The sequence below is a fragment of the Microbacterium sp. H37-C3 genome (assembly GCF_027157935.1).
GTDB classification, from domain to species: Bacteria; Actinomycetota; Actinomycetes; order Actinomycetales; family Microbacteriaceae; genus Microbacterium; species Microbacterium plantarum.
Genome location: NZ_JAPVLR010000001.1, coordinates 841,610 through 867,130 on the forward strand (window position 1 = coordinate 841,610; position 25,521 = coordinate 867,130).

At 69.0% G+C, this 25,521-nt stretch carries 24 protein-coding genes; 7 read left to right on the top strand and 17 right to left on the bottom strand.

From position 1 onward, the window contains the following. Positions 1–229: 229 nt before the first annotated feature. The 3 genes from O1W71_RS04205 to O1W71_RS04215 are packed head-to-tail and all read right to left on the bottom strand — an operon-like array spanning position 230 to position 3,236. Entirely contained in the window at positions 230–1,564 is a 1,335-nt protein-coding gene (locus O1W71_RS04205) for a class II 3-deoxy-7-phosphoheptulonate synthase (protein WP_112613926.1), read from the bottom strand. Positions 1,565–1,610: 46 nt separating this feature from the next. Next, positions 1,611–2,300 (bottom strand): lysophospholipid acyltransferase family protein, encoded by a 690-nt coding sequence (locus O1W71_RS04210; RefSeq protein ID WP_112613924.1) that lies wholly within the window; start codon positions 2,298–2,300, stop codon positions 1,611–1,613. A gap of 3 nt (positions 2,301–2,303) precedes the next feature. Then, on the bottom strand, positions 2,304–3,236 hold the full coding sequence (locus tag O1W71_RS04215) for an ROK family protein (RefSeq protein ID WP_114587911.1): 933 nt from the start codon (positions 3,234–3,236) through the stop codon (positions 2,304–2,306). A gap of 143 nt (positions 3,237–3,379) precedes the next feature. On the opposite strand from O1W71_RS04215, the gene O1W71_RS04220 reads away from it, so the two are divergent. Then, positions 3,380–5,215, top strand: a complete 1,836-nt coding sequence (locus O1W71_RS04220) for an AMP-dependent synthetase/ligase (protein WP_269266613.1) — start codon at positions 3,380–3,382, stop codon at positions 5,213–5,215. A gap of 65 nt (positions 5,216–5,280) precedes the next feature. Here the strand turns inward: O1W71_RS04220 and def are convergent, their stop codons facing one another. The 3 genes from def to O1W71_RS04235 are packed head-to-tail and all read right to left on the bottom strand — an operon-like array spanning position 5,281 to position 11,034. Next, on the bottom strand, positions 5,281–5,772 hold the full coding sequence (gene def, locus O1W71_RS04225) for a peptide deformylase (protein ID WP_269266614.1): 492 nt from the start codon (positions 5,770–5,772) through the stop codon (positions 5,281–5,283). A 1-nt stretch (position 5,773) separates the two neighbouring features. Then, complete coding sequence (locus O1W71_RS04230) at positions 5,774–7,576, bottom strand: MinD/ParA family ATP-binding protein (protein ID WP_269266615.1); 1,803 nt, start codon at positions 7,574–7,576, stop codon at positions 5,774–5,776. Between the two features lie 50 nt (positions 7,577–7,626). Beyond that, on the bottom strand, positions 7,627–11,034 hold the full coding sequence (locus O1W71_RS04235; RefSeq protein ID WP_269266616.1) for a pyruvate carboxylase: 3,408 nt from the start codon (positions 11,032–11,034) through the stop codon (positions 7,627–7,629). A 90-nt stretch (positions 11,035–11,124) separates the two neighbouring features. On the opposite strand from O1W71_RS04235, the gene O1W71_RS04240 reads away from it, so the two are divergent. Then, positions 11,125–11,946, top strand: coding sequence for a ParA family protein (locus O1W71_RS04240; protein ID WP_269266617.1), 822 nt, complete (start codon positions 11,125–11,127; stop codon positions 11,944–11,946). Between the two features lie 73 nt (positions 11,947–12,019). Here the strand turns inward: O1W71_RS04240 and O1W71_RS04245 are convergent, their stop codons facing one another. From O1W71_RS04245 to O1W71_RS04255, 3 genes are all read right to left on the bottom strand, one after another. Then, on the bottom strand, positions 12,020–12,565 hold the full coding sequence (locus O1W71_RS04245) for a MerR family transcriptional regulator (protein ID WP_023951592.1): 546 nt from the start codon (positions 12,563–12,565) through the stop codon (positions 12,020–12,022). A 101-nt stretch (positions 12,566–12,666) separates the two neighbouring features. Next, positions 12,667–13,347, bottom strand: a complete 681-nt coding sequence (ftsR, locus tag O1W71_RS04250; protein WP_181574115.1) for a transcriptional regulator FtsR — start codon at positions 13,345–13,347, stop codon at positions 12,667–12,669. After that, a complete protein-coding gene (locus O1W71_RS04255; protein ID WP_112613910.1) occupies positions 13,344–13,838 on the bottom strand; it encodes an FHA domain-containing protein in 495 nt (164 codons plus the stop codon). Before O1W71_RS04255 ends, ftsR begins: the two co-directional genes overlap by 4 nt. Before the next feature lie 107 nt (positions 13,839–13,945). Between O1W71_RS04255 and O1W71_RS04260 the strand changes: the two genes are divergently transcribed. Both O1W71_RS04260 and lpdA read left to right on the top strand, forming a co-directional pair. After that, positions 13,946–14,500, top strand: coding sequence for a copper resistance CopC family protein (locus tag O1W71_RS04260; RefSeq protein ID WP_269266618.1), 555 nt, complete (start codon positions 13,946–13,948; stop codon positions 14,498–14,500). Positions 14,501–14,509: 9 nt separating this feature from the next. Beyond that, entirely contained in the window at positions 14,510–15,910 is a 1,401-nt protein-coding gene (lpdA, locus tag O1W71_RS04265; protein ID WP_114587916.1) for a dihydrolipoyl dehydrogenase, read from the top strand. An 82-nt stretch (positions 15,911–15,992) separates the two neighbouring features. Here lpdA and O1W71_RS04270 read toward each other — a convergent pair whose 3' ends face one another. Both O1W71_RS04270 and O1W71_RS04275 read right to left on the bottom strand, forming a co-directional pair. Beyond that, positions 15,993–16,625, bottom strand: a complete 633-nt coding sequence (locus O1W71_RS04270; protein ID WP_269266619.1) for a CYTH domain-containing protein — start codon at positions 16,623–16,625, stop codon at positions 15,993–15,995. Then, the gene (locus O1W71_RS04275; RefSeq protein ID WP_112613902.1) at positions 16,615–16,860 is read right to left on the bottom strand and encodes a response regulator; all 246 of its coding nucleotides are present in this window, start codon (positions 16,858–16,860) and stop codon (positions 16,615–16,617) included. Before O1W71_RS04275 ends, O1W71_RS04270 begins: the two co-directional genes overlap by 11 nt. A gap of 96 nt (positions 16,861–16,956) precedes the next feature. Here O1W71_RS04275 and O1W71_RS04280 point away from each other — a divergent pair, with 96 nt between their 5' ends. After that, entirely contained in the window at positions 16,957–17,688 is a 732-nt protein-coding gene (locus O1W71_RS04280) for a glutamine amidotransferase (RefSeq protein ID WP_269266620.1), read from the top strand. Position 17,689: 1 nt separating this feature from the next. Here the strand turns inward: O1W71_RS04280 and O1W71_RS04285 are convergent, their stop codons facing one another. The 6 genes from O1W71_RS04285 to adhE all read right to left on the bottom strand — a co-directional run bounded on the left by O1W71_RS04285 (position 17,690) and on the right by adhE (position 24,341). After that, positions 17,690–18,703 carry a YihY/virulence factor BrkB family protein gene (locus O1W71_RS04285; protein ID WP_269266621.1) on the bottom strand — a complete coding sequence of 338 codons (1,014 nt, stop codon included), beginning with the start codon at positions 18,701–18,703 and terminating at the stop codon, positions 17,690–17,692. A gap of 51 nt (positions 18,704–18,754) precedes the next feature. Next, positions 18,755–19,234, bottom strand: a complete 480-nt coding sequence (locus O1W71_RS04290; RefSeq protein WP_269266622.1) for a prepilin peptidase — start codon at positions 19,232–19,234, stop codon at positions 18,755–18,757. Next, positions 19,231–19,521 (bottom strand): DUF1905 domain-containing protein, encoded by a 291-nt coding sequence (locus O1W71_RS04295; RefSeq protein ID WP_331282643.1) that lies wholly within the window; start codon positions 19,519–19,521, stop codon positions 19,231–19,233. Before O1W71_RS04295 ends, O1W71_RS04290 begins: the two co-directional genes overlap by 4 nt. Before the next feature lie 63 nt (positions 19,522–19,584). After that, positions 19,585–20,493 (bottom strand): L,D-transpeptidase, encoded by a 909-nt coding sequence (locus O1W71_RS04300; RefSeq protein WP_269266624.1) that lies wholly within the window; start codon positions 20,491–20,493, stop codon positions 19,585–19,587. A 49-nt stretch (positions 20,494–20,542) separates the two neighbouring features. Further along, positions 20,543–21,535 (bottom strand): aldo/keto reductase, encoded by a 993-nt coding sequence (locus tag O1W71_RS04305; RefSeq protein WP_269266625.1) that lies wholly within the window; start codon positions 21,533–21,535, stop codon positions 20,543–20,545. A gap of 61 nt (positions 21,536–21,596) precedes the next feature. Then, positions 21,597–24,341: a bifunctional acetaldehyde-CoA/alcohol dehydrogenase gene (gene adhE, locus O1W71_RS04310; RefSeq protein WP_269266626.1), complete on the bottom strand. Its 2,745-nt coding sequence runs from the start codon at positions 24,339–24,341 to the stop codon at positions 21,597–21,599. A 192-nt stretch (positions 24,342–24,533) separates the two neighbouring features. Here adhE and nrdI point away from each other — a divergent pair, with 192 nt between their 5' ends. Further along, entirely contained in the window at positions 24,534–24,980 is a 447-nt protein-coding gene (nrdI, locus tag O1W71_RS04315; RefSeq protein ID WP_269266627.1) for a class Ib ribonucleoside-diphosphate reductase assembly flavoprotein NrdI, read from the top strand. A gap of 310 nt (positions 24,981–25,290) precedes the next feature. Next, on the top strand, positions 25,291–25,494 hold the full coding sequence (locus tag O1W71_RS04320) for a cold-shock protein (protein ID WP_023951622.1): 204 nt from the start codon (positions 25,291–25,293) through the stop codon (positions 25,492–25,494). Positions 25,495–25,521 lie beyond the last annotated feature (27 nt).

Genomic DNA, 25,521 nt, shown 5'->3' on the forward strand with positions numbered 1-25,521 from the left:
CCCGTCCGAGATCCGATCACGCCGGGTCGCCGCCGCGGCCGTGGCGAACGCTCGTCGGGCAATGGGTCGTGGCAGCGGGGCTCGGCGGTTCACCCGCCCACGATCCCCCGCCAGCCTCGCTGACGCCGCGCTCTCCACAGCCCGAAACGGCGAGAGCGCACATCTGCACGGTGGGGAGACCCCGTAACCGTGCAGACGTGCGCTCTCGCGGGCCTCGGCGAGCCGAAGCTCAGCGCTTCTCGAGTTCCTCGGCGACCAGGAAGGCCAGTTCGAGGCTCTGCATGTGGTTCAGACGCGGGTCGCACAGGCTCTCGTACCGCGTGGCGAGCGTCGCCTCGTCGATCATCTCGGAACCGCCGAGGCACTCCGTGACGTCGTCACCCGTGAGCTCGACGTGGATGCCGCCCGGGAAGGTGCCCACCGCGCGGTGCGCCTCGAAGAAGCCGCGCACCTCGTCGACGACGTCGTCGAAGCGACGCGTCTTGTAGCCGGTGGGCGTCGTGATGCCGTTGCCGTGCATCGGGTCGGTGACCCACAGCGGCGTCGCGCCCGAGTCCTTCACGGCCTCGAGCAGCGGCGGCAGCGCATCGCGGATCTTGCCCGCCCCCATACGAGTGATGAAGGTGAGGCGACCCGGCTCGCGCTCGGGGTCGAGCTTGTCGATCAGCGCCAGCGCGGTGTCGGTCGACGTCGTGGGGCCGAGCTTCACCCCGATGGGGTTGCGGATCTTCGAGAAGTAGTCGACGTGGGCGCCGTCGAGCTCGCGCGTGCGCTCGCCGATCCAGAGGAAGTGCGACGACGTGTTGTACGGCGTGTTCGTCCGCGAATCGATGCGCGTCATCGGGCGCTCGTAGTCCATCAGCAGGCCCTCGTGGCCCGTGTAGAACTCGACGCCGCGCAGCTCGTCGAAGTTGGCCCCGGCCGCCTCCATGAACTTGATGGCCCGGTCGATCTCTCCCGCGAGGCCCTCGTAACGGGCATTCGCCGGGTTCGACGCGAAGCCCTTGTTCCACGAGTGAACCTCGCGCAGGTCGGCGAACCCACCCTGCGTGAACGCGCGGATGAGGTTCAGCGTCGACGCGGCCGTGTGGTAGCCCTTGAGCAGCCGGGCGGGGTCGGGCTGACGCGAGGCGGCGGTGAAGTCGTAGCCGTTGACGATGTCGCCGCGGTACGCCGGCAGCGTGACGTCGCCGCGCGTCTCGGTGTCGCTCGAGCGGGGCTTGGCGAACTGCCCGGCCATGCGACCCATCTTGACGACGGGCATCGAGGCGCCATAGGTCAGCACGACCGCCATCTGCAGCACCGTCTTGATGCGGTTGCGGATCTTCTCGGCGGTCGCGCCGGCGAACGTCTCGGCGCAGTCACCGCCCTGCAGGAGGAAGGCTTCTCCGGATGCCGCGCGCGCGAGGCGCTCGCGGAGGATGTCCACCTCACCGGCGAAGACGAGGGGCGGGAGCGTCGCGATCTCGGCCGACACCGCAGCCACGGCGTCGGGGTCGTTCCACGCCGGCTGCTGCTTGATGGGAAGATCGCGCCACGAGTCGAGTGAATCCAGCGTAGGCACGGGCCAAGTCTAGTGCTCGGCCGACACCCCGCCGGCCGTGTGACGATCAGGCCTGCTGCTGCGCTGCGCGCTCCTTGACCGACGATGCGTACACGTCTTCGTACTCCTGCTCGCCCAGCCGCTGCAGCGCGACCATGATCTCGTCGGTCACCGAGCGCAGCACGTACCGGTCGCTCTCCATCCCCTGGAAACGAGAGAAGTCCAGCGGCTCGCCGATGACCATTCCCACCCGTCCGACCCGGGGGATGCTGCGCCCGATGGGCATGACCGCGTCGGTGTCGACCATGACGACGGGGATCACGGGCACGCGGGCCTCGAGCGCCATGCGCGCCAATCCGGTACGTCCGCGGTAGAGCTTGCCATCGGGGCTCCGCGTGCCCTCGGGGTAGATCCCGAGCAGATCGCCCCGGCCCAGCACCTGGAGTCCCGTGTTGAGCGAGGCTTCGGACGCCTTGCCCCCCGTCCGGTCGATGGCGATCTGACCCGTCGCCTTCATGAACACCCGAGTGGCCCAGCCCTTGAGGCCCGTTCCGGTGAAGTAGTCGCTCTTGGCGAGGAACGACATGGGCCGGTCGATCATGAGCGGCAGGAAGATCGAGTCGCTCACCGAGAGGTGGTTACTGGCGAAGATCGCCGCACCGGATGCCGGGACGTTACGGCGCCCCACGATCCAGGGCCGGAAGATCGCCTTCACGACGGGTCCGATGAAGATGTACTTCATCAGCCAGTAGAACACCGGTCACCGTCCCCCGGCCAGATCGGCGACGCCGATCAGGCCCGCGTCGTTGCCGAGCGTCGCGATCGCGAAGTCGGCGGGAGCCGCGTTCTCGCCGCCCGGGAGCGCGTCACGGTAGGCCGCCCGGACCGGCGCGAGGAGCGTCTCGCCGAGCTGAGCGACGCCGCCGCCGATGACGAAGATCTCGGGGTCGAGCGTCGCCTGGAACCCGCCCGCGGTCTCGCCCAGCGCCGTCGCGACCCGGTGGAGCGCCTCGAGCGCTCCGGGATCGTCGGCGAGGATCAGGCGCGAGATCGCGTCGCCCGGGATCGAACCGTGCTCGTCGCGCACCTGCGCGAGCCCGGCACCGAGCTCGGGGTCGTCGGCGATGGCCACCGCCTCGCGCTGCAGCGCGCGTCCCGAGGCGTACTGCTCGAGGCATCCCTTCAGGCCGCACCCGCACGGCCGCCCGCCGCGCTCGAACCGCACGTGGCCGAGCTCGCCCGCCGCTCCTCGACCGCCGATGAGGAGCTGCCCGTCGATGATGACCGCTCCCCCGACGCCGGTGCCGAGGGTCAGCATCACCATGTTGGAGCTGCCGCGGCCGGCGCCGAAGCGGTACTCGGCCCACCCCGCGGCGTTGGCATCGTTCTCGAGCACGACGGCGACGCCGACGCGCGCCTCGAGCTCGGCTCGCAGCGGGTGCTCCACCCAGTCGATGTTCGGGGCGTGGCGCATGATCGACCGGGTGCGATCGAGGAATCCCGCAGCAGCGACGCCGACAGCGGTGACGTCGTGCGATGCGCGGAAGTGCCGCACCATGTCGGCGACGGCGTCGGCGAGCGCGTCGGTGTCGGCGGGGGTGTCGACGCGGATGCGGTCGACGATCGTCCCGTCGGCGGAGACGACACCTCCGGCGATCTTGGTTCCGCCGATGTCGATGCCGATGTTGAGCACGCGTGGTCCTTTCCGTCGGCCGTCCGGCGGCGACCCGCAAAGTCTAATGGGGCACCGCGTTCGCGCGCGGGCTCGGCGGCCGGGCGGCCGATAGAGTGTCTGTACCCTGCCAGACGCTTCCGGTACCGAAGGAGTTGCCGCCCATGAGCGCCGTCCAGTTCGAAGTCCCCGCTGTGGTTCCAGCCGACCCTGACGCGAACATCACCGATCTCCTCGTCGACCGGGTCGCCGCGACCCCGTCGCGAGCGCTCTTCGCCGTGCCGCACGACGGTGGTTGGCGAGACATCTCCGCGGCCGAGTTCCAACGCGAGGTCATCGCGCTGGCGAAGGGTCTCGTCGCCGCCGGTGTCGAGCCCGGCGACAAGGTGGCGTTCATCGCCCGCACCACGTACGACTGGACGCTCGTCGATTTCGCGATCTTCTTCGCCGGCGCGGTCATGGTCCCCGTCTACGAGACGAGCTCGGCGTCCCAGATCGCCTGGATCCTCAGCGACTCGGGCGCGACGTTCGCGATCGCGGAGTCGGCCGACCACGCGGGTCGCATCGACGAGATCCGGTCGACCGTGCCCCTCGTCCGCGAGGTGTGGGTCATGGCTTCGGGACATCTCGACAAGCTGCGCTCGAGCGGGGGCGACGTGTCCGACGAGGAGATCGAGCGGCGACGGAACCTCGCCGTCGGCTCGGACATCGCGACCCTCATCTACACCTCGGGATCGACCGGGCGCCCGAAGGGCTGTGTGCTGACCCACAGCAATTTCGTCGAGCTCGCCCGCAACTCCGGCGAGGCACTCAAGGAGGTCGTCAACCACCCCGGCGGCGCATCGACGCTGCTGTTCATCACCACGGCGCACGTCTTCGCCCGCTTCATCTCGATCCTCAACGTCCATGCCGGGGTCAAGACCGGGCATCAGCCCGACACCAAGCAGCTGCTGCCCGCTCTCGGCACCTTCCAGCCGACCTTCCTGCTCGCGGTCCCGCGCGTGTTCGAGAAGGTCTACAACTCGGCGGAGCAGAAGGCCGAAGCCGGCGGCAAGGGCAAGATCTTCCGCGCCGCCGCGCAGGTCGCGATCGATCACTCGCGGCTGAAGCAGGAGGGCAAGAGCATCCCGCTGCTGACCAAGCTCAAGTTCCGTGTCTTCGACAAGCTGGTCTACGGCAAGCTTCGCGCCGCCATGGGCGGCCGCGTCACCTACGCCGTCTCGGGATCCGCTCCCCTGGGCCCGCGCCTCGGCCACTTCTTCCACAGCCTCGGCGTCACGATCCTCGAGGGCTACGGACTCACCGAGACGACGGCTCCCGCGACGGTCAACCTCGCGACGAAGTCCAAGATCGGCACGGTCGGGCCGGTCCTGCCCGGCGTCGGGGTCCGCCTCGGTGAGGACGGCGAAGTCGAGGTGCGCGGCATCAACGTGTTCGCGGAGTACTGGCGCAACCCCGAGGCCACCGAGGCGGCGTTCAACGACGGCTGGTTCAAGACCGGCGACATCGGATCGTTCGACGACGAGGGCTTCCTGACGATCACCGGACGCAAGAAGGAGATCATCGTCACCGCCGGCGGCAAGAACGTCGCCCCCGCCGTGCTCGAGGATCCCATCCGCGCCAACCCGATCGTGGGCCAGGTCGTCGTCGTGGGCGATCAGAAGCCCTTCATCTCCGCGCTCGTCACGCTCGACCCGGAGATGCTGCCGACCTGGCTGACGAACAACGGCCTCTCCGGAGACATGTCCCTCGCCGACGCGGCGAAGAACGCCGAGGTCCGCGCCGAGGTCCAGCGCGCGATCGACGAGGCGAACCGCAACGTCTCGCGCGCAGAGTCGATCCGCAAGTTCACGATCCTCGACACGGAGTGGACCGAGGCGAGCGGCCACCTGACGCCCAAGATGAGCATCAAGCGCAACGTCATCCTCACCGACTTCTCGGACGCCATCTCCGACATCTACGACGAGCCGGTGAAGACGAGCAACGTCCCGCTCGGATGATCGGATGACGCAGAAGCGGGGCCCGGCTGGTGATCACCCGCCAGGCCCCGCTTCTGCGTGACGGATCAGAACCAGGACGACTCGCGCACCTCGCGCATGGCGATCCGACGCTCGGCGGGCGAGAGCCGGTCGAGGTACAGGATGCCATCGAGATGATCGCACTCGTGCTGCAGGGCCTGCGCCATCAGCCCTTCGCCCTCGAGGACGATCTCTTCGCCATCGAGATCGATCCCCACGGCGCGCGCGTACGGGTGCCGGAGCGTGTCATGCCACAGGTTGGGTACCGAGAGGCATCCCTCGCCGATCAGAGACGGTTCACCGGAGACCTCGACGAGACGCGGATTGAGGATGTAGCCGATGACGCCGTCCACGTTGTAGCTGAACGCGCGCAGGCCCACGCCGATCTGCGGAGCGGCCACGCCCGCACGACCGGGCAGCTCGACAGTGTCGAGGAGGTCCTGGACGAGCGAGCGCACACCGTCGTCGATCGTCTCGATCGGAGCCGCCGCCGACTTCAGGACCGGGTCGCCGAAGAAGCGGATCGCGCGAACCGTCATGTCAGGCCGCCCCTCCGAGACGCAGACCTTCGACCACGCTCGCCGCGAGTTTGCGCGCCGCTTCGCGGGTCGCCGGCTCGAGGTCGCGGAACGAGACCGCGCTCCCCGCCGCCAGGTGCGGGTCGTACGGAACGCGCAGGACGGAGCGCACGCGCGTGGCGAAGTGCGTCTCCAACTCTTCCGCGCGAACCATCGGCGTTCCCGGACGGGATGTGTTGAGCACCACGACGGCGTTCTTCACGGCGTCAGCGAAACCGTTGGATTCGAGCCACGTCAACGTCTCGGAGGCCAGCCGGGCCTCGTCGACCGAGAGACCGGCGACGACGACGATCTGGTCGGACAGTCCGAGAGTCGCGCCCATCACCGAATGCACGATCCCGGTGCCCGTATCGGTGAGGACGATGGAGTAATAGTGCGCCGCGATCGCGGCCACATCCTCGTAATCGTGATCGCTGAATGCTTCGGATACGTGCGGATCGGTGTCGGAGGCCAGCACGTCGAGCCGGGTTTCGTCGCGCGCGACGATGGCGGAGAGGTCGTTGAAGCCGACTACCTCACCGCGTGCACGCGCCAGATCGCGCACGGTCTTCCCGCTCGTGCGGCCGATGCGATCGGCCAGCGTGCCACGATCGGGATTGGCGTCGATGGCGATCACGCGGTCATCGCGGGCATCTGCGAGAGCCATGCCGAGGAGGGTCGTCACCGTCGTCTTGCCGACGCCGCCCTTGCGCGAGAGCACGGGGACGAACTTCGCGCCACCGGCCAGCGGCGCGGCGATACGACGGTCGAGCTCCTTCCGTGCCCGCGCGCGCTTTCCGTCGCCGAGGTTGATGCGATGGCCGGAGACGCTGTACAGCAGCCGCTGCCAACGGCCTTCCGGCTCGGCTCGCACGACCTGCGAGGGGTCGAGCAGACGTTCGGCCGTGAGAAGGTCGGCGGACTCGCGCCCGGGCTCGAGGTCGCCGATACGTCGCGATTGGAGGACGGGCTCGGTCGTACGCGCCACGGACACGCGCTCGCTGGCGTGACGCACCTGCTCGGCGGCCTGGTGCGCTTGCCGGCGCGTCGTCGGCACGGTCCCGGTGATCGGGGTGGAGGTCGGCACGACCGTCGCGACGACGGCACCGCCCTCGAGCGTTTCTCCGACGTCGGGCTTCGGGGCGTCGTGCTCGACGGCGGCGTCCGTCGCGTCGCCGGACTCGTCACGCACGTCCAGAGCCTCGCCGGCTGCACCCGCGGTCATCGGTTCCGAGTCGTCCTGACCGTCGGTCTCCGCGTCCTCGTCGTCGATCGTGGCGGTGACGACCTCGTCGGCCGGCTCGGCTGCGTCGTCATCGGTCGCGACGTCCTCGTCGGTCGCGACGTCCTCATCGGTCGCGACGTCGATGTCGTCGTCGTCGACGACGAGGTCGGCTGCTTCGGCCTCCGTCACCTCGTCGCCCATCTCGCCGTCGCTCGACCGATCCGGCGCCGCGAGGTCGTCGTCGTGGTCTGGAGTCGCGTGCTCGCCGACGCCCGCCTCGTCGTCGGAAGCACGCGATGTGTCATCCTCCGACGCGTCGACATCGCCGTACGGCTCGCCCGGTCCCGCCCCGAGGGGGATGTCGCCGGTCGTCAGCTGCTCGTCGCCGACCTCGCCGTCGATGACGTCGTCGTCATCGAGGTCGTCTTCCGCGACGGGAAGCGCGACGTCGACCTGCGCGGTGCCGCCGATGATCCCGATCGCCGTCGTGTGAATGCTCTCGCTGTCGGCGAGGACCGCGGGATCGGTCTCTTCGGGCTGATTCTCGTTGCGCTCAGGCATGTTTTGCTGCGTCCACTCCCAGGTCTCGAGCTCGCGCCCGACCCCTTAGGCTACCCGCCGGGCCGGACGACGACCAAAAGGTCACCGGCTTCGACCGCTGCGGTCGGATCGACGACGAGCCGCTCGACGACGCCCGCCACGGGCGCCGTGATGCCCGCTTCCATCTTCATCGCCTCGATCGACGCGACGGGCGCCCCGGCCTCGACGGCATCGCCGACGGCCACCTTGAGCGTGACGACGCCCGAGAACGGAGCCGCGACCTGACCGGGAATCGCGGTATCGGCCTTCTCTGCTTGGCGGGCCTCGACGCTGATCCCGCGGTCGCGGACGAAGACCGGCCGCAGCTGCCCGTTCAGCGTCGCCATGACCGTGCGCATGCCCTTGTCATCGGCCTCGCCGATGGCCTCGAGCCCGACGTAGAGCTGGACGCCCTTCTCGATCTCGACGACGTGCTCGGCGCCGGGAACGAGCCCGTACAGATAGTCCGCGGTGTCGAGCACGCTGAGGTCAGCGTACGTCTCGCGTACCCGGTCGAACTCCTGGGTCGGCGCGGGGAAGAGCAGCGCGTTCAGCGTGCGCCGTCGCGTTGCGGAATCCGCGTCGAGGTCCGCCGCCTGCGCTGCCGACAGGTCGGTGGCAGCGGGGCGCACGGTGCGCCCGGCGAGCACCTTCGACCGGAACGGTTCGGGCCATCCGCCCGGCAGGTCGCCGAGCTCGCCCGCCATGAAGCCGACGACCGATTCCGGGATGTCGTACGCACCCGGGTCGGCGGCGAAGGCTTCGGGATCGGCTTTGACGGCCGCCAGATGCAGGGCGAGGTCGCCCACGACCTTCGACGACGGCGTGACCTTCGGAACCCGGCCGAGGATCCGGTTCGCCGCGGCGTACATGTCCTCGATGAGCTCGAAATCGTCGGCGAGCCCGAGGGCGATGGCCTGCTGCCGCAGGTTGGAGAGCTGGCCGCCGGGGATCTCGTGGCGGTAGACCCGGCCGGTGGGGCCGGGCAGACCGGACTCGAACGGCCGGTACATGTGCCGCACAGCCTCCCAGTAGGGCTCGAGGTCCGACACCGCATCGAGGTCGAGCCCCGTGTCGCGGTCGGTGTGCGCGAGGGCGGCCACGAGGGCGGAGAGCGACGGCTGGCTGGTCGTGCCCGCCATGGGCGCGGACGCCGCGTCGACCGCATCCGCCCCCGCAGCGCTCGCGGCCAGCAGGGTCGCGAGCTGCCCGCCGGCAGTGTCGTGCGTGTGGACGTGGACGGGGACATCGAACCGTTCGCGCAGCGCCGAGACCAGGCGTGACGCTGCGGCCGGCCGCAGCAACCCGGCCATGTCCTTGATGGCGAGGACGTGCGCTCCCGCTTCGACGATCTCCTCGGCGAGACGGAGGTAGTAGTCGAGGGTGTAGAGGTCCTCGCTCGGGTCGAGCAGATCTCCCGTGTAGCAGAGCGCGACCTCGGCGATCGTCGTTCCGGTCTCGAGGACGGCGTCGATGGCGGGCCGCATCTGCGTGACGTCGTTCAGTGCGTCGAAGATCCGGAAGATGTCGACACCCGCATCCGCCGCTTCCCGGACGAAGGCTTGCGTGACGGCTGTCGGATAGGGGGTGTATCCGACGGTGTTGCGGCCGCGCAGCAGCATCTGCAGCGCCACGTTGGGAAGCGCGTCACGGAGCTTGTCGAGCCGTTCCCAGGGGTCTTCGCCGAGGAAGCGGAGCGCCACGTCGTAGGTCGCTCCGCCCCACGCCTCGACGGAGAGAAGCTGAGGAGTGAGCCGCGCAACAGCGGGGGCGACCGCAACGAGGTCCTTGGTCCGCACGCGGGTCGCGAGAAGCGACTGGTGCGCGTCGCGGAAGGTCGTCTCCGTCACGGCGAGCGAGGTCTGGCGGCGCAGGGCTTCGGCGAACCCCACTGGCCCGAGTTCGAGGAGGCGCTGACGCGAGCCCGCCGGTGGCGACGCAGCGAGGTCGATCCGCGGAAGCTTGCTCCGGGGGTCGACGCTCGTCGGAGCAGAACCGTGCGGGCGGTTGACGGTGGTGTCGGCGAGCCAACCCAGGATCTTCGATCCGCGGTCCTTGGACGCGCGTCCCTCGAGCAGCTCGGGGCGCTCGTCGATGAACGAGGTGCTGAGGTCACCGCGAGCGAAAGACGGGTCGTCGAGAACCTGCTGCAGGAACGGGATGTTGGTCGAGACGCCACGGATGCGGAACTCGGCGAGGGCGCGGCGCGAGCGCACGACCGCGGCGCCGAAGTCGCGGCCCCGGCAGGTGAGCTTGGCGAGCATCGAGTCGAAGTGCGGGCTCACCTGAGATCCGGCGGCGGTCGTGCCGCCGTCGAGACGGATGCCGGCCCCGCCGGGCGACCGGTAGGTGGTGATCTTCCCCGTATCGGGGCGGAACCCCTGAGCCGGGTCCTCGGTCGTGATGCGGCACTGCAGAGCCGCGCCGCGCAGCTGGATGCGGTCCTGGGTGAGGTCGAGCTCCGCGAGGCTCTCCCCCGCCGCGATCCGCATCTGGGACTGGACCAGGTCGACGTCGGTGACCTCCTCGGTCACCGTGTGCTCGACCTGGATGCGGGGGTTCATCTCGATGAAGACGATCTCGCCTGCCCGGGGGCCGGCGGTCTCGAGCAGGAACTCGACGGTGCCGGCGTTCACGTAGCCGATGGAGGTCGCGAAGGCGATCGCGTGCCGGTGCAGGTCGGCCCGCGTCTCGTCGTCGAGATTGGGAGCCGGCGCGATCTCGATGACCTTCTGATGGCGCCGCTGCACCGAGCAGTCCCGCTCGAAGAGGTGAACCGTCTCCCCCGTGGCGTCGGCGAGCACCTGGACCTCGACATGGCGGGGTCGCTGCACGGCCTGTTCCAGGAAGACGCGCGCGTCGCCGAAGGCACTCCGGGCCTCGCGCATGGCCTCGGAGAGGGCCGGCGCGAGCTCGTCGGGGCTGGCGACGCGCCGCATCCCGCGTCCCCCACCGCCGGCGACGGCTTTGACGAAGACGGGGAAGCCGATGTCGCCTGCCTGGGCCACGAGAGCGTCGATGTCGTCAGAGGCGTCGGTCGATCGCAACACCGGCACGCCTGCGGCGACCGCGTGACTCTTGGCCGTGACCTTGTTCCCCGCCATCTCGAGCACGCGTGCGGAGGGACCGATGAACGCGATGCCCGCCTCGGCGGCGCGCGCGGCGAGTTCCGGATTCTCCGACAGGAAGCCGTAGCCCGGATAGATGGCGTCTGCCCCGCTCTCACGCGCGACGCGGATGATCTCGTCGACGTCGAGGTATGCACGCACCGGGTGCCCCTTGACGCCGATCTCGTAGGCCTCGTCGGCCTTCAGCCGGTGGAGCGAGTATCTGTCCTCATAGGGATAGACCGCCACGGTGCGGGCCCCCAGCTCGAACGCCGCACGGAAAGCGCGGATGGCGATCTCACCACGATTCGCGACAAGGATCTTCCGGAACATGCTCACCTCGCTGGAGTGAGTCGCGCGGCAACGGCGCCGCGCGGGGGCTCGAATACCCTCACAGCCTAGGGGAAGGTAACGTAGAGCCTCGTGCACGTACTTTCCGTCAGCTCGCTCAAGGGCGGGGTCGGCAAGACGACGGTCACCCTGGGGCTCGCATCCGCCGCGTTCGCCCGCGGTGTCCGGACGTTGGTTGTCGACCTCGATCCGCAGTCCGACGTGTCGACGGGGATGGACATCCAGGTCGCTGGCCGTCTCAACGTCGCCGATGTCCTCGCCAATCCGAAGGAGAAGGTGGTCCGTCAGGCCATCACCTCGAGCGGCTGGGCGAAGGTGCATCCCGGCACCATCGACGTTCTGATCGGCAGCCCGTCCGCCATCAACTTCGACGGACCGCACCCGAGCGTGCGCGACGTCTGGAAGCTCGAAGAGGCTCTCGCGACCATCGAAGCCGACTACGACCTCGTGCTCATCGACTGCGCTCCCTCACTCAATGCCCTGACCCGCACGGCGTGGGCGGCCAGCGACCGCGTGATCGTCGTGACCGAGCCCGGCCTGTTCTCCGTCGCTGCCGCCGATCGCGCCCTCCGCGCCATCGAGGAGATCCGACGCGGCCTTTCGCCTCGCTTGCAGCCCCTCGGGATCGTGGTCAACCGCGTGCGCCCGCAGTCGATCGAACACCAGTTCCGCATCAAGGAACTCCGCGACATGTTCGGTCCGCTGGTGCTCTCGCCCCAGCTTCCCGAGCGCACGTCGCTCCAGCAGGCGCAGGGCGCCGCGAAGCCGCTCCACATCTGGCCCGGAGACTCCGCGCAGGAGCTCGCGTCCGACTTCGACGCGCTGCTCGACCGCGTGCTGCGCACCGGCCGCATCCCGGTCGCGGGCGAGACTCCCACGGCCGCCCCGAGCTGATTAGCTCGTCCCCACACGAACGAAACCCCGGCCGCACCGCAGGTGCGCCGGGGTTCTGTGTATCGGGAGCGACTCAGGCGCTGCGCGCCGAGCGTCGCGCGGCGAGCTCGTCGACGGGGTCCGGCGCCTGGGGGTCGAACTCCACGAGCGTCGACTCGACCTCGCGGAGGACCTTCCCGACCGCGATGCCGAACACGCCCTGACCGCGGCTGACGAGGTCGATGACCTCGTCGTTCGACGTGCAGAGGTAGACCGAAGCGCCGTCGCTCATCAGGGTGGTCCCGGCGAGATCACGAATGCCGGCGGCGCGGAGCTGATCCACGGCGACGCGGATCTGCTGCAGCGAGATGCCGGTGTCGAGCAGTCGCTTCACGAGCTTGAGGACGAGGATGTCGCGGAAGCCGTAGAGCCGCTGCGACCCGGAGCCACTGGCACCGCGAACGGTCGGGACGACGAGTTCGGTGCGAGCCCAGTAGTCGAGCTGACGGTAGGTGATCCCGGCGGCGCGAGCGGCCTGCGCTCCCCGGTACCCGGCTTCGTCATCCATCTCGGGGAGACCGTCGGTGAAGAGCAGGTCGGTCGTGAACCGCATCTCGCCGAGCGAATCATGCGCGGTCATCTGGTCCTCCTGCCGGACGGTCGGGGTTACTTCCACGCTAGATGAGGGATGCCGCCGCGGCAACGACATCCGTTCCGAGCCCGCGGCGTGTCGCGCGCGGCTCATCTGACGAGTCGGTCGATAGCCGCCTGGACGAACGCCGAACGGACGTCGTCGAGCCGGCGCACCAGTTCGGGAGCGAGCTCGTGTGCGCGTCCACGAGACGAGGAGTCGGTTCGGCGGAGTAACGGCGCGAGCGCCGTCTCGACGAGCGCGACGTCACGCTCGGCCGCCTGGCGCACCGTGCGGAGATGGCGAGGACCGATGCCGTGACGATCGAGGGCGACGAGGGTACGCAGCAGCACCAGCGCGCGTTCGTCGTAGGTGTCGGCGGCGGGCAGCAGGCCCGCTGACACCGCGTCGCCGAGCAGCGCCGCGGTGGCCTCGGCCTGATCGATCAGCTCGTCGCGCCGATAGCGCCGATGCTGGACGATCGACGCCGGCAGCGCAGGCGGAAGCCCCTCGGCGCCCGGTGTGTCGAGGTACTCACGGATGCGTGCCAGGGGCATGTAGTGGTCGCGCTGGAGCGTCAACGCCGTGCGCAGGCGCTCCACGTCCGCGGGCGAGAACTTCCGGTATCCCGACCCGGTGCGCGTCGGTGTGACGATCCCCTGGTCCTCGAGGTAACGGAGCTTGCTCGAGCTCAGAGCCGGAAACTCCGGGCTGAGCCGGGCGAGCACCTGACCGATGCTCAGATGACCCGCCGTCGTGGACCGACTGCGGGCGGCGGGGGCCGCGCTCACGCGCCGGTCGCCGGTCCGCGATCGAGCGGTGAGACGAAGAAGTTCAGGCGGAACTTGCCGACGCGCAGTTCGGCGCCGTCCGAGAGCACAGCTCGGTCGACGCGCTCACCGTTCACGTACGTGCCGTTCAGCGAGCGCTGGTCGACGATCTCGAATGCCGAGCCGGTGCGAGTGATCTCCGCGTGCCGGCGCGAGACCGTGACGTCGTCGAAGAAGATGTCGGCCTCGGGGTGGCGACCGACGGTCGTCACGTCGGTGTCGAGCAGATACCGGGCTCCCGCCGTCGGGCCCGAACGCACCAGAAGCAGGGCTGCCCGCTCCGGCAGAGCCTGGATGGCATCGCGCTCGACAGCGGTGAGGTCAGCCCCGAACGGCACGAATGACAGGTCCAGGTCGTGCCCGAACGTCTGCGTCGTGTCCGAGGACCCGCTGTGCGGCGCGCGGTCGGGGCCGCGTCGGATGTCGTCGACGTCTCGATCCTTTTCGTCCACAGTGTCCTCCTCTTCCGGGCCAGCCTAACGGATCGACGACGAGTCGCGAACGCGATTCCCGAGGGCTCTCACGACCTTCATATGCCTCGCGGATTAGGCTCGGGGCGATGTCTCAACGCACCCCCGCTCTTCGCACGCGCCTCCTCGCCGCCCTCGGCCTCGCACTCGGTCTCGCCGTCGCCGCACCAGCGTCCCCGGCCCTCGCACACGACGAGCTGCTCGCTTCGGATCCGGCCGCCGATTCGACGGTGACCGCACTGCCCGACGAGCTGACCCTCACCTTCAGTGGCGTCCTGATCAACGAGGACGGGGTCAACGCGATCTCGGTGACCGACGCAGCCGGAACCGAGCTCGCCGAGGGCGCGCCGGCGCTCGATGGGACCACCGCTACCCAGGCGCTCAGCGGCGACAGCCAGGGCCCGATCACCGTGCGGTGGCGTGTGGTCTCGAGCGACGGCCACCCGGTCTCAGGCGAGTTCTCGTTCACCGCCGGCGACCCCGCGGCCGCGCCGACATCCTCCGTCGACGGAGAAGCCGAGACCACCACGGAGGAAGGTCTTCCCGCCGTGTTCTGGATCGTCGTGTCGATCGTCGTCGTCGCCGGCGTGATCGCGCTCGTCATCGCCCTCGTCGCGGCGTCTCGGCGACGCACCGAGGACTAGGCTGGGAGCATGCCTCACTACAACGTCGTCATCCTCGGCGCGGGCCCCGGCGGGTATGTCGCAGCTGTCCGCGCTGCGCAGCTCGGACAGTCCGTCGCGATCATCGAAGAGAAGTACTGGGGAGGCGTCTGCCTCAACGTCGGCTGCATCCCTTCCAAGGCGCTGCTGAAGAACGCCGACCTCGCCCACACCTTCAAGCACAAGGCCGATCTCTTCGGCATCAGCGGAGATGTGAACTTCGACTTCGGTACCGCGTTCGACCGCAGCCGCAAGGTGGCCGAGACGCACGTCAAGGGCATCCACTTCCTGATGAAGAAGAACAAGGTCACCGAGTACGAGGGTCGCGGTTCGTTCCTCGACGCCAAGTCGATCCAGGTGACCAAGACCGATGGCTCGCAGGAGACCGTCACGTTCGACAACGTCATCATCGCCACCGGCTCGACGGTGCGCCTGCTCCCCGGCGTTCAGCTCAGCGACAACGTCGTGACCTACGAGGAGCAGATCCTCACTCGCGACCTGCCGAACTCGATCGTCATCGTCGGTGCCGGCGCGATCGGCATGGAGTTCGCCTTCGTGATGTCGAACTACGGCGTCAAGGTCACGATCATCGAGTTCCTCGACCGCGCCCTCCCCAACGAGGACGTCGAGGTCTCGAAGGAGATCCAGAAGCAGTACAAGAAGTACGGCATCGACATCCTCACCTCGACCAAGGTCGAGCAGATCGTCGACTCCGGCGATAAGGTCACCGTCTCGTACTCGGCCAACGCCGACGGCGCGAAGGGGCAGATCGAGGCCGACAAGGTCCTCATGTCGATCGGCTTCGCGCCCCGCGTCGAGGGCTTCGGTCTGGAGAACACCGGTGTGAAGCTCACCGAGCGCGGCGCGATCGACATCGACGACCACATGCGGACCAATGTCGAGGGCATCTACGCGATCGGTGACGTCACTGCCAAGCTGCAGCTCGCACACGTCGCCGAGGCGCAGGGCGTCGTCGCGGCCGAGACGATCGGCGGAGCCGAGACGCAGACTCTCGGCGATTACCGCAACATGCCGCGTGCGACGTTCTGCTCGCCGCAGGTCGCATCGTTCGGTCTGACCGAGCAGCAGGCGCGCGACGCCGGTCACGACGTCAAGGTCGCCAAGTTCCCCTTCTCGGCGAACGGCAAGGCGAACGGCCTGGGCGAGCCCGTCGGCTTCGTCAAGCTGATCGCCGACGCTGAGCACCTGGAGCTCCTGGGCGGACACCTGATCGGCCCCGACGTGTCGGAGCTGCTGCCCGAGTTGACCCTTGCTCAGAAGTGGGACCTGACCGCGCTCGAGGCCGCGCGCAACGTCCACACGCACCCGACGCTGTCGGAGGGCCTGCAGGAGGCCTTCCACGGTCTCGCGGGCCACATGATCAACCTCTGACGCTCGCGTCTTCAAGACGAACGCACCGCGCGGCTACGGCCGGCGGTGCGTTCGTCTTTTCGTCTGAGCGAGCTGCGGATACTCAGCGCCCGAGGGCGCGTCCGAGCTTGGATTCGGATGCCGCCGGCGCTCCCCCGACGGATGCCACGAGCTCATCAGCCGCCGCGAAGAGCTCGGCGACACCCTCCGCAGTGCTCGGGGCCGCAGGGCCCAGCTCGAGCTCCCACTCCCGCCACGAACTCGTGCGCCCCGAGCGCTCGTCGGTCGCCGTGACCCGATCGTCGACGAACTCCGCGACCATGCCGCCCGCGGCATCGAGCAGAGCGAAGGCGGTGCGCGAGTTCCGGATGCGGGCGATGACCTCGAACGGCGGCTGCGCCACCTCGGCGAGCTCCGCGATGATCGCCTCGGGCACCTCGACCGGGGCCGACTCATCCGCGTCGTCGAGGGGCCAGTGCGTCTCGAGCTTGCCTTCCGGCGTCGAACGCTTGACGTGCCAGCCCGCGTCGGGACCGCCTGTACGTCGCCGCAGCGCGGTCAGCGCCTCGGCGAGTCGCCCGTCGGCGGTGTCGAGGTAACGCGCGTCGAGTTCGCGGGGCTCGGGCTCACCGACGGACGCGACTCCGGGGAGAGTCGACCAGTCGGGCACCGCCGTGCCGGCCTCGACGTCGTACTTGCGCTCGATCTCGAGCGAGCTGCGCGGCTCAGTCGTCACTGGTGACGCGGTCGTCGCGCTCGTCGGTCGAGGGGTCGATGTCGCCCTCCGCCTCGACGAAGTGGAACTCGGACGACGTCGGCCCGTCACCCTCGCCGGTGTGCTCCGGCTCGCCGGCGCGCTCGTAGACCACCTGGGTCTCGCTGTAGGGAAGGATGAGCCGGTCTGACGCGTCGTCGTCCAGCGGAAGGGTCTGCCCATCGAGGGGACCACCGTGCAGTCGTGCAATAGCCATGTTCTGACCTCCTGGGTCCGACGATACCCGCGCCGCCCGGACCGGCCGATACGCTTGCGCCATGCGTGCTCGGCGACTACGAAAGCTCCCCTCGGCGTGAAGCCGTTCGTGCTGCTCGCCACCCGCGCTGAGGACGTACCCGCAGAGGAGGAGTACGAGCTCTTCCTCCGCCATACGGGCCTCGAGCCTGCTTCCCTCCGGCGCGTGCGGCTCGAGGCCGGGCCGATGCCCGACATCGACCTCGACGACGTGTCGGGCATCTTCGTGGGCGGCGGCCCGTTCAACGCATCCGATCCGTGGGAGCAGAAGTCTGCCGTGCAGCGCCGGGTCGAGGCCGAGTTCTCGGCTCTTCTGGCGCGGGTCGTCACGCAAGACGCCCCGTTCCTCGGGGCCTGCTACGGCATCGGTACGGTGGGCGCCTTCCTCGGCGCCACGATCGACCGCCGATTCGGCGAGCCCATCAGCGTCGTCGACGTCGAGTTGATGGATGCCGGCAGGCGCGACCCGATCCTGGCCGGGATGCCGCAGACGTTCTCGGCCTTCGTCGGGCACAAGGAAGCGATCTCAGAGCTCCCGCCGCGCGCCGTGCTGCTGGCGTCATCAGCCGGATGCCCGGTACAGATGTTCCGGGTCGGCGAGAACGTCTACGCGACGCAGTTCCACCCCGAGCTCGACCTCGAGGGCATCACCACCCGTATCCACGCCTACGCCGGCTACGGCTACTTCGCACCCGACGAGCTCGACCTCACCCTGAGCGCCGTGCGGCGCAGCCCGGTCACCCACACGGGGTCGATCCTGCGTGCGTTCGTCGAGCGCTACGCGCGGTAGGTCAGGCGTTCGCTTTCGCGCGCTCCTCGGCCTCGAGCTCGCGGGCCTTCTCGAGCTCCCGGGCGGCGGCGGAGACGGCATCCTCGGCACGCTGCACGCGCCGCTGCAGGAATGTCGCGGCGCCGAACCTAGCCCGAACGCGGTCTTCCTCTTCGCGCACGCCCGTGATGATGTACGCCGTGGCGATGAGGATGACCTGCGATGACAGGTTGAGCCACAGCAGCAGCGCGATGAGCGAGGCGAACGACGCCAGCAACGGGTTCGAGGTCGCGCCACCGACGAACAGCCCGGACAGCTGCTGCAGCACCGTCAGCCCTGCGGCACCGAGGAGTGCGCCGCTCCAGAGCGCACGCTTTCGCACCTGCACCCCGGACAGAACCCGGAAGAGCACGGCCACAGCGACGGCGTCGAGGGCGAACACCACCACCAGCGACACGGCCCAGCCGCCGAACTGCACGAGCGGGTTGTCGTCGGAGAAACCGAGGAGGTCGGCGAGCAGTCCCACCCCGGCCGTCCCGAGGAAGGTCACTCCCGCAGCGGCCACGAGGGCCCCGCCGATACCGATCGCGAGTGCGAGGTTGCGCAGCAGCACCCAGACGAACAGCACGTCGTCGGTGAGCTGGTCCGCGATCGCGCGCATCGCGGTACGGAGCGATCCGATCGCACCGATCGCCGCGCCGAGCAGACCGACGGTGGCGATGACTCCCGCGATCGTGAGTCCCGCGGGGGCGGTGATGTCGTCGAGCTTGATGAGGCCGTTCGTTCCGACGAGTCCCGGGATGACACGGTTCACCGCGTCGATGAGCGCCTGCCACGCAACCGGATCGCCGGCGAGCCAGAGCGCCGCGACGGAGAACCCCAACAGCACGCCGGCGAACACGCTGAACAGGGTGCGATACGTGACGCTGTCGGCGAGCACCGGTCCGCGATGTTCGCTGTAGAGCAGGAATGCGCGTACCGGCTTGCGCTGCAAGGCCCACGCGATCGAGCGGGAGATGAACGTGGACTCGGCCATGCGGCCACGATAGCGCGACGTCCACCTCCTCCCTCGCGCACTTGACAGGCATCAGCCCGCGACCCAGACGCCCCCGACGACTGCCCATGCGCCGAGCAGCATGAAGGGGCCGAACGGTATTCGGGTATGCCGGTCGCCGCGGCGGGCGGCGATGACGACGACGGCGACGAAACCGCCGGAGAAGAACGCGAGCGCGGTCGCGACGAGCGGCGCCACCCAGTCATGCGTGCCCGTGAGGAGCCCGATCGCCGCCGCGAGCTTGACGTCTCCCCCGCCCAGCGCCCGACCGCCCCGGTGCAGGAGGTAGTAGACGACGAACAGCACGATCCCGCCGCCCGCCGCTCCGACGATCGGTCGCATCGAGGCCTGTTCGATGGCGAAGAGCACCGCGAGGCTCACCGCCGCGCCCGCCAATCCGAGGACGAGGCGGTTCGGAAGCCGGTGCGTCGCGATGTCGACCGCCGCCAGCGCGACACTCAGCACGGCACAGGCAGCCACGACCACGAGCGTCGCCATCGAGACCGCCGTCACGCGACGAGGACCTCGAGACTCACCCGGACGACACCGTCCGATCCGATCGATTCAGCTCGACGGATGGCCTGCTTCAGCGGCAGGACGTAACCGCCGCGACTCGCGTCCGGGAAGATCGAGGTCTGCCACGTCGATCCGCCGATCGTCGCCCGGACCCGTACCGCGCCGAACCCCCGCGGCATCCGCGGGATCTCTCGGATGTCGGCGCTGGGCTCTGCCGGGACGGCCGCGAAGTACCAATCCTGGGTGCGAGCCTCCCAACGGAAGACCTCCGCATCGAACTCCATTCTCACGCGATCAGCGTAGGCCGTACCTCGACCCGAGCGCCGGGGGTCTCCACAGGTGCTCGGCTAGGGCTGAATCAGGACCGGCGTCCCGGCCGGCAGCTGAGCCAGCCGGTCGACCGCGGGCCCGTCGAGGTAGATGCAGCCGAAGGATGTATCGCCCTCGCGCGCCCGGTAGTAGTGGAAGGCCGTCACAGCGACGTCTCCCCCGTCGAAGCCCGCCATCACGGGCGATTGGACCCCGAGGTAGACCATGGGATGCCCCTGGGTGTACCGGAACTCCGGCACCACCGTCGTCCACATGACGAAGGTCCGTCCGGTCGGTGTCGGTGTCGACGGCTTCCCCCACGCGAACTGGTTCGACACGCGTTCGCGTCCGGCGGCGCTGACGATGTCGATCGTGTTCGCCGCGAGATGGACCTCGACGTACTGCGGGGTCATGGTCAGCTCCACGTCGGCGACGCGCAGCCACCCGACGGTCTGCCCGCCGTTGCCCTCGGGCGGCACCCCCTGCCGGCCCGGCAGGAGCACCTTGACCCAGTCGGCCTGGGCGTCGACGACGGGCACGGTCGTGCCGCCGTAGTGGTGGTCGCGAGGAAGGTGCCCGACCGGTTGCCCGGTGGGGTCGGCGAACACGGGCGCGCCCGCAGCCAGCGGCCGCGCGAGCGATGAGGTCACCGGTCCCATCGGATCGTCGTCGACGGGCACCGCGGGGTTGACCGAGCGCACGTCGATCAACGGGAGAGCGGTGATGTCGTAGAGGGTGTCGTTGCGGGCGTAGGGTGCCGGCCCAGCATCCGTCGCCTGCGCCACGGGCGTGGATGTCGGAGCGTCACTGAGGGCGGCGGCGGCCAGCGGCTCGGCTGTGGCGGCCGCGAGGTCGCGAAGCGGGGCAAGCGCCCAGTACCCCGAGACGGCCAGGACTCCGACCGCGACGACGGCCACGAGGGCTGCGGGATGCGGTCGCCGAGTCATACGCCCATGCTCGGTCGCACACGGCGATGACGCAAGAGCACGCCGCGGGTCACCAGTGCGGGTGGATATCTGCTCGCAGGAGCTCGTCGTAGACGTCGACGACGGCATCGGCGAACGCCGTCAGATCGGTGCCATCGTCGAGCAGATCCGCCGCGGCCGCGTTGGCGCGCGCCTGCTCTGTCGTCCGGGCTCCCGGAATGACGCTCGTGACGCCCGGACGCGAGGCGATCCACGCCAGCGTCGCCGCCGGCAGGGTGATGCCTCCGGGAAGAGCGGCCGCGAGCCGGCGCGCAGCCGTCAGGCCGGTCTCGAAGTCCACCCCCGAGAACGTCTCGCCGCGGTCGAAGGCCTCGCCGTGCCGGTTGTACGAACGGTGATCGTCGGCCGCGAACTCGGTCTGCTCGGTGTAGCGGCCGCTCAGCAGACCCGACGCCAGGGGGACGCGCGCGAAGATCGCGACGTCGGCGGCCTGGGCCGCGGGAAGCACCTCGTCGAGCGGCTTCAACCGGAAGGGATTGAGGATGATCTGGATGTTCGTGACGTTCGGCCGCGCGATCGCCGCGAGCGCCTGCGCCGTGGTCTCGACCGAGACGCCGTAGGCCGCGATCGCTCCGTCTGCGACCAGTTCGTCGAGGGCGTCGTAGGTCGCGTCCGACTCGATGACCGCCGACGGCGGGCAATGCAGCTGCACGAGGTCGAGCGTCTCGGCACCCAGGTTGCGCCGCGATCGGTCGGTCCAGGCGCGGAAGTTCTCGCGCGTGTAGTTCTCGGGAACCTGCGCTTCGCGGCGCCCCATCTTGGTCGCGACGGTGATGCCGTGCCCCGCACGGCCGGCGAGGAATCGGCCGATGGTCGTCTCACTGCGGCCATCGCCGTAGACGTCGGCGGTGTCGAAGAGCGTGACACCGGCATCGGCGGAGGCCGCGAGGACGGCCAGAGCCTGGTCGTCGTCGACCTCGCCCCAGTCGGCGCCGAGCTGCCAGGTGCCGAGGCCGATGGCCGAGACGGAACGGGAGGTCGAAGCGAGGCTGCGCTGCTGCATGGCTACAGCGTAGGCGCAGGGCCGGACACCTCGGTCCGGCCCTGCGCTCCGCGGATCGTCGTCAGGCGCCGTGCGTCGCCTTCGTCTTCCCGCCGTTCTTCTTCGTGGGGGCGTCCGAGGTCTCCGCGTCGACCGGCGCAGCCGGGAGGGCGGCATCCGCAGCCGCGACGGCCGCGGCGCGGGTGGTGCGCACCGCGCCGAACGACGTGCCGTAGTACGCGGCCTCCATGAGCGTCTTCATGTCGTCGATCATCGGCATCCGCGGGTTCGCCGGTGCGCATTGATCCTCGTACGCAGCCATCGCGAGACTGTGCAGGTTGTCGAGGAAGCGGGCTTCGTCGACGCCCTGCGCCTGGAACGAGCGCTCGATGCCGACGCGGTCGCGCAGCTCCTCCACCGCGCGGGCGTAGCTCTCGACACCTTCCTCCGGCGTCGCGGCCGGAAGCCCGAGGTGCTGCGCGATCTGCTGGAAGCGCTCGGGAGCGATGTACCGCTCGTACTTGGGCCAGCTCGTGAGCTTCGTCGGCACCGTGCCGTTGTACCGGATCACGTGCGGCAGGTAGACCGCGTTGGTCCGCCCGTGCACGAGCTTGTACGTCGCGCCGGTGACGTGAGCCATCGCGTGCACGATCCCGAGGAAGGCGTTGCCGAAAGCCATCCCCGCGATGGATGCCGCGTTGTGCATCTTCTCGCGAGCCTTGCGGTCGGCGCTGTCAGTCGAGCCCGGCTGAGCCTTCGTGCTGCGCTCGATGTTCTCGAAGATGAGCTTGATCGCGTGCAGGCAGAGCCCGTCGGTGTAGTCGTTGGCGTACACCGACACGTACGCCTCGGTCGCGTGCGTCAGCGCGTCGAAGCCGGCATCCGCCACGAGGAACCCGGGGAGCACCCGTGTCAGCTCGGGATCGATGATGGCGACGGACGGCGTGAGCGCGTAGTCGGCCAGGGGGTACTTCATCCCGGTGGCGTCGTCGGTGATGACGGCGAAAGGAGTCATCTCCGAGCCCGTCCCCGACGTGGTGGGAACGCAGACGAGCTTGGCTTTCTTGCCCATCTCGGGGAACGTGAACGCACGCTTGCGGACATCGAAGAACTTCTCGCGCATGTCGGAGAACTCGATCTCGGGGTTCTCGTACAGCAGCCACATGACCTTCGCTGCGTCCATGGGCGATCCGCCGCCGAGCGCGATGATCGTGTCGGGCTGGAACTGGCGGAGCTGTTCCGCCCCGGCCACGACCTCCGACACTTTCGGCTCCGGGCGCACCTGATTCAGCAGCTGCACCTGGACCCGGTTCTCGCGACGGTTCAGGACATCGGTGATGCGGTCGACGTAGCCGAGCGAGGTCATGGTCTCGTCGGTGATGATGCTGACGCGTTCGACGCCCCGCATATCGGCGAGGTAGCGGATCGCGTGCGGCTCGAAGTACGTCTTCGCCGGGATCTTGAACCACTGCAGGTTGTTGTTGCGCCGTCCGACGCGCTTGACGTTCACGAGGTTCACCGCCGAGACGTTGTTGGAGACGGAGTTGTGACCGTACGAGCCGCAGCCGAGGGTCAGCGAGGGCAGGAAGGCGTTGTAGATGTCGCCGATGCCGCCGAGGGCCGACGGCGAGTTCTCGATGATGCGGACCGCCTTGACGACCTCCGCGAAGCGGGCGATCACGTCCGCATCGTTGGAGTGGATGGCGCCGGAGTGACCGAGCCCGTCGAACGCCACCATCTGCCGCGAGAGCTCGATGCCCTCATCCGGAGTCGAGGCACGGAGAACGGCGAGGACCGGGGCGAGCTTCTCGCGCGTGAGCGGCTCGTGCGGGCCGACGCCCGAGACCTCGGCGAGGAGGATCGAGGTGTCGGCAGGCACGGTGAAGCCCGCCTGCTCGGCGATCCACACCGGCGACTGGCCGACGACGCGCGCGTTGAGCTTCGCGTCGGCGCAGTTCACGCTGTCGGCTGTCACCCCGAAGATGAACGCCTCGAGCATCGCCTTCTCCCCCGTCGTCACCCGGTAGGCGTGCAGCCGGGCGAACTCGTCCAGCGCCTCCTCGGCGACGGGCTCGTCGAGGATGACCGCCTGCTCGCTCGCGCAGACCATGCCCATGTCGAACGACTTCGACAGCACGATGTCGTTGACGGCGCGACCGACGTCGGCGGTGCGTTCGATGAAAGCGGGCACGTTGCCGGCGCCGACGCCGAGGGCGGGCTTGCCGCACGAGTAGGCGGCGCGGACCATGGCGTTGCCGCCGGTGGCGAGGATGAGGGCGACGCCCGGGTGGTTCATCAGCTCGCCGGATGCCTCCATCGACGGCTCTTCGATCCACTGGATGCAGTCTGCGGGCGCGCCGGCCGCCACCGCGGCCTCGCGCACGATGCGGGCAGCTTCCGACGAGCAGCGCTGTGCGGACGGGTGGAATCCGAAGATGATCGGGTTGCGGGTCTTGAGCGCGATGAGCGACTTGAAGATGGCGGTCGAGGTCGGGTTGGTGACCGGGGTCAACGCACAGATCACCCCGACGGGGTCTGCGATCTCGGTGATCCCCGTCAGCTCGTCGTGCGCGATGACGCCGACGGTCTTCTGGTCGATGATCGAGTGCGTCACGTGCTCGCACGCAAACATGTTCTTCACGGCCTTGTCTTCGAACAGGCCGCGGCCGGTCTCTTCGACGGCCATGACGGCCAGCTCGCCGTGATGGTGCAGCGCCGCGACCGATGCCTTGCGGACGATGTGGTCGATCTGTTCCTGGGTGAAGTGCGCGTACTCGTCGAGGGCACGCTGTGCCCGGGTGACGAGGGCGTCGACGGCGATGGACATCGTGAGCCTTCCCGGCGCGGACGGTCGCCGCGTCTGTGTCCGAATCCGGGATGGAGGAACCTCGACCCCGTGATCACAGTCTGCGTCATGTGGTCTGACCACAGTGGCGACGCGGGCCGGAACAAATCAGAACCGCGACTTTTCCCGATCCGACACCGGTCCGTCACGGACACCGCGGAGCAGACTGATCCCGTGGCGCAACTCCCGGTGTACTTCTTCTCTTCGACCTCGAACCTCATCCGGCGCTTCGTGAGCAACCTCCACGCCACCGACGGCCGTCCTGTGCGCGACCTCTCCGAGCGGACCATTCGTTCGAGCGAGGCACCGGGACCCTGGATCCTGCTGACGCCTTCGTACAAGGCGGGGAACGACGCTCACGCGACCCTGCCGGCGGCGGTTCGCGCCTTCCTGCGCTCCCCCGCGAACCGCCGGCGCCTCGTCGGGATCATCGGCTCCGGCAACCGCAACTTCGGCGACCACTACCAGGCGGCGGCACGCGAGCTCGCTCGGGTGTCGGGACGTCCGGTGGTGTTCGAGTTCGAGCTGGCTGGCACCCCGGAGGATGTCGCGGAGTGCGCTCGCATCTTGACGGCTTTCGATGCGCGCTTCGGGAACGCTCCCGAGGCGCACGATCGATGAGTCGTATTGCGTCTTTCGGTGACGTTGCACGACGCGTCGCCCCACAAGCGTCCGAAATCGCGTAGCATTCGAGAGTCGGTGCGTCACGGCGCGCCTCTCCGTCGGTTCACTCCGACGTGCACTTCGTTTCATTCCGCCGTCGATCTCATGCACCCGGGCCGTGCTCTCGGCCCCGCGACCGCACCTATCTGGACAGGTCGCCCACACCGGCGAGTGTCTGCTCGCCCCCACACACTCCGCGGCGGCCCCGCCGCAGCGGTATCCGGATCATCACAGCGGTGGTCCCAGAACACAGAAGGAAAATGACGACATGGCCACTGGCACCGTCAAATGGTTCAACTCGGAGAAGGGGTTCGGCTTCATCGCTCCGGACGACGGCACCGCGGACGTGTTCGCGCACTTCAGCGCCATCGCCGGCACTGGACACCGCAACCTGTTCGAGAACCAGAAGGTTGAGTTCGACGTGGAGCAGGGCCAGAAGGGCCTGCAGGCGACGAACATCCGCGCTCTCTGAGCGTTCGACGCAGTGAAGGGGCCGGTC

What these genes read in the sequence shown, in the direction of transcription:
- O1W71_RS04220 (WP_269266613.1), top strand. Translation starts at nt 3,380, where the DNA reads ATGAGCGCCGTCCAGTTCGAAGTCCCCGCTGTGGTTCCAGCCGACCCT.
- def (WP_269266614.1), bottom strand. Translation starts at nt 5,772, where the DNA reads ATGACGGTTCGCGCGATCCGCTTCTTCGGCGACCCGGTCCTGAAGTCG.
- O1W71_RS04230 (WP_269266615.1), bottom strand. Translation starts at nt 7,576, where the DNA reads ATGCCTGAGCGCAACGAGAATCAGCCCGAAGAGACCGATCCCGCGGTC.
- O1W71_RS04235 (WP_269266616.1), bottom strand. Translation starts at nt 11,034, where the DNA reads ATGTTCCGGAAGATCCTTGTCGCGAATCGTGGTGAGATCGCCATCCGC.
- O1W71_RS04245 (WP_023951592.1), bottom strand. Translation starts at nt 12,565, where the DNA reads ATGACCGCGCATGATTCGCTCGGCGAGATGCGGTTCACGACCGACCTG.
- O1W71_RS04260 (WP_269266618.1), top strand. Translation starts at nt 13,946, where the DNA reads ATGTCTCAACGCACCCCCGCTCTTCGCACGCGCCTCCTCGCCGCCCTC.
- lpdA (WP_114587916.1), top strand. Translation starts at nt 14,510, where the DNA reads ATGCCTCACTACAACGTCGTCATCCTCGGCGCGGGCCCCGGCGGGTAT.
- O1W71_RS04275 (WP_112613902.1), bottom strand. Translation starts at nt 16,860, where the DNA reads ATGGCTATTGCACGACTGCACGGTGGTCCCCTCGATGGGCAGACCCTT.
- O1W71_RS04285 (WP_269266621.1), bottom strand. Translation starts at nt 18,703, where the DNA reads ATGGCCGAGTCCACGTTCATCTCCCGCTCGATCGCGTGGGCCTTGCAG.
- O1W71_RS04295 (WP_331282643.1), bottom strand. Translation starts at nt 19,521, where the DNA reads ATGGAGTTCGATGCGGAGGTCTTCCGTTGGGAGGCTCGCACCCAGGAT.
- O1W71_RS04300 (WP_269266624.1), bottom strand. Translation starts at nt 20,493, where the DNA reads ATGACTCGGCGACCGCATCCCGCAGCCCTCGTGGCCGTCGTCGCGGTC.
- O1W71_RS04305 (WP_269266625.1), bottom strand. Translation starts at nt 21,535, where the DNA reads ATGCAGCAGCGCAGCCTCGCTTCGACCTCCCGTTCCGTCTCGGCCATC.
- adhE (WP_269266626.1), bottom strand. Translation starts at nt 24,341, where the DNA reads ATGTCCATCGCCGTCGACGCCCTCGTCACCCGGGCACAGCGTGCCCTC.
- O1W71_RS04320 (WP_023951622.1), top strand. Translation starts at nt 25,291, where the DNA reads ATGGCCACTGGCACCGTCAAATGGTTCAACTCGGAGAAGGGGTTCGGC.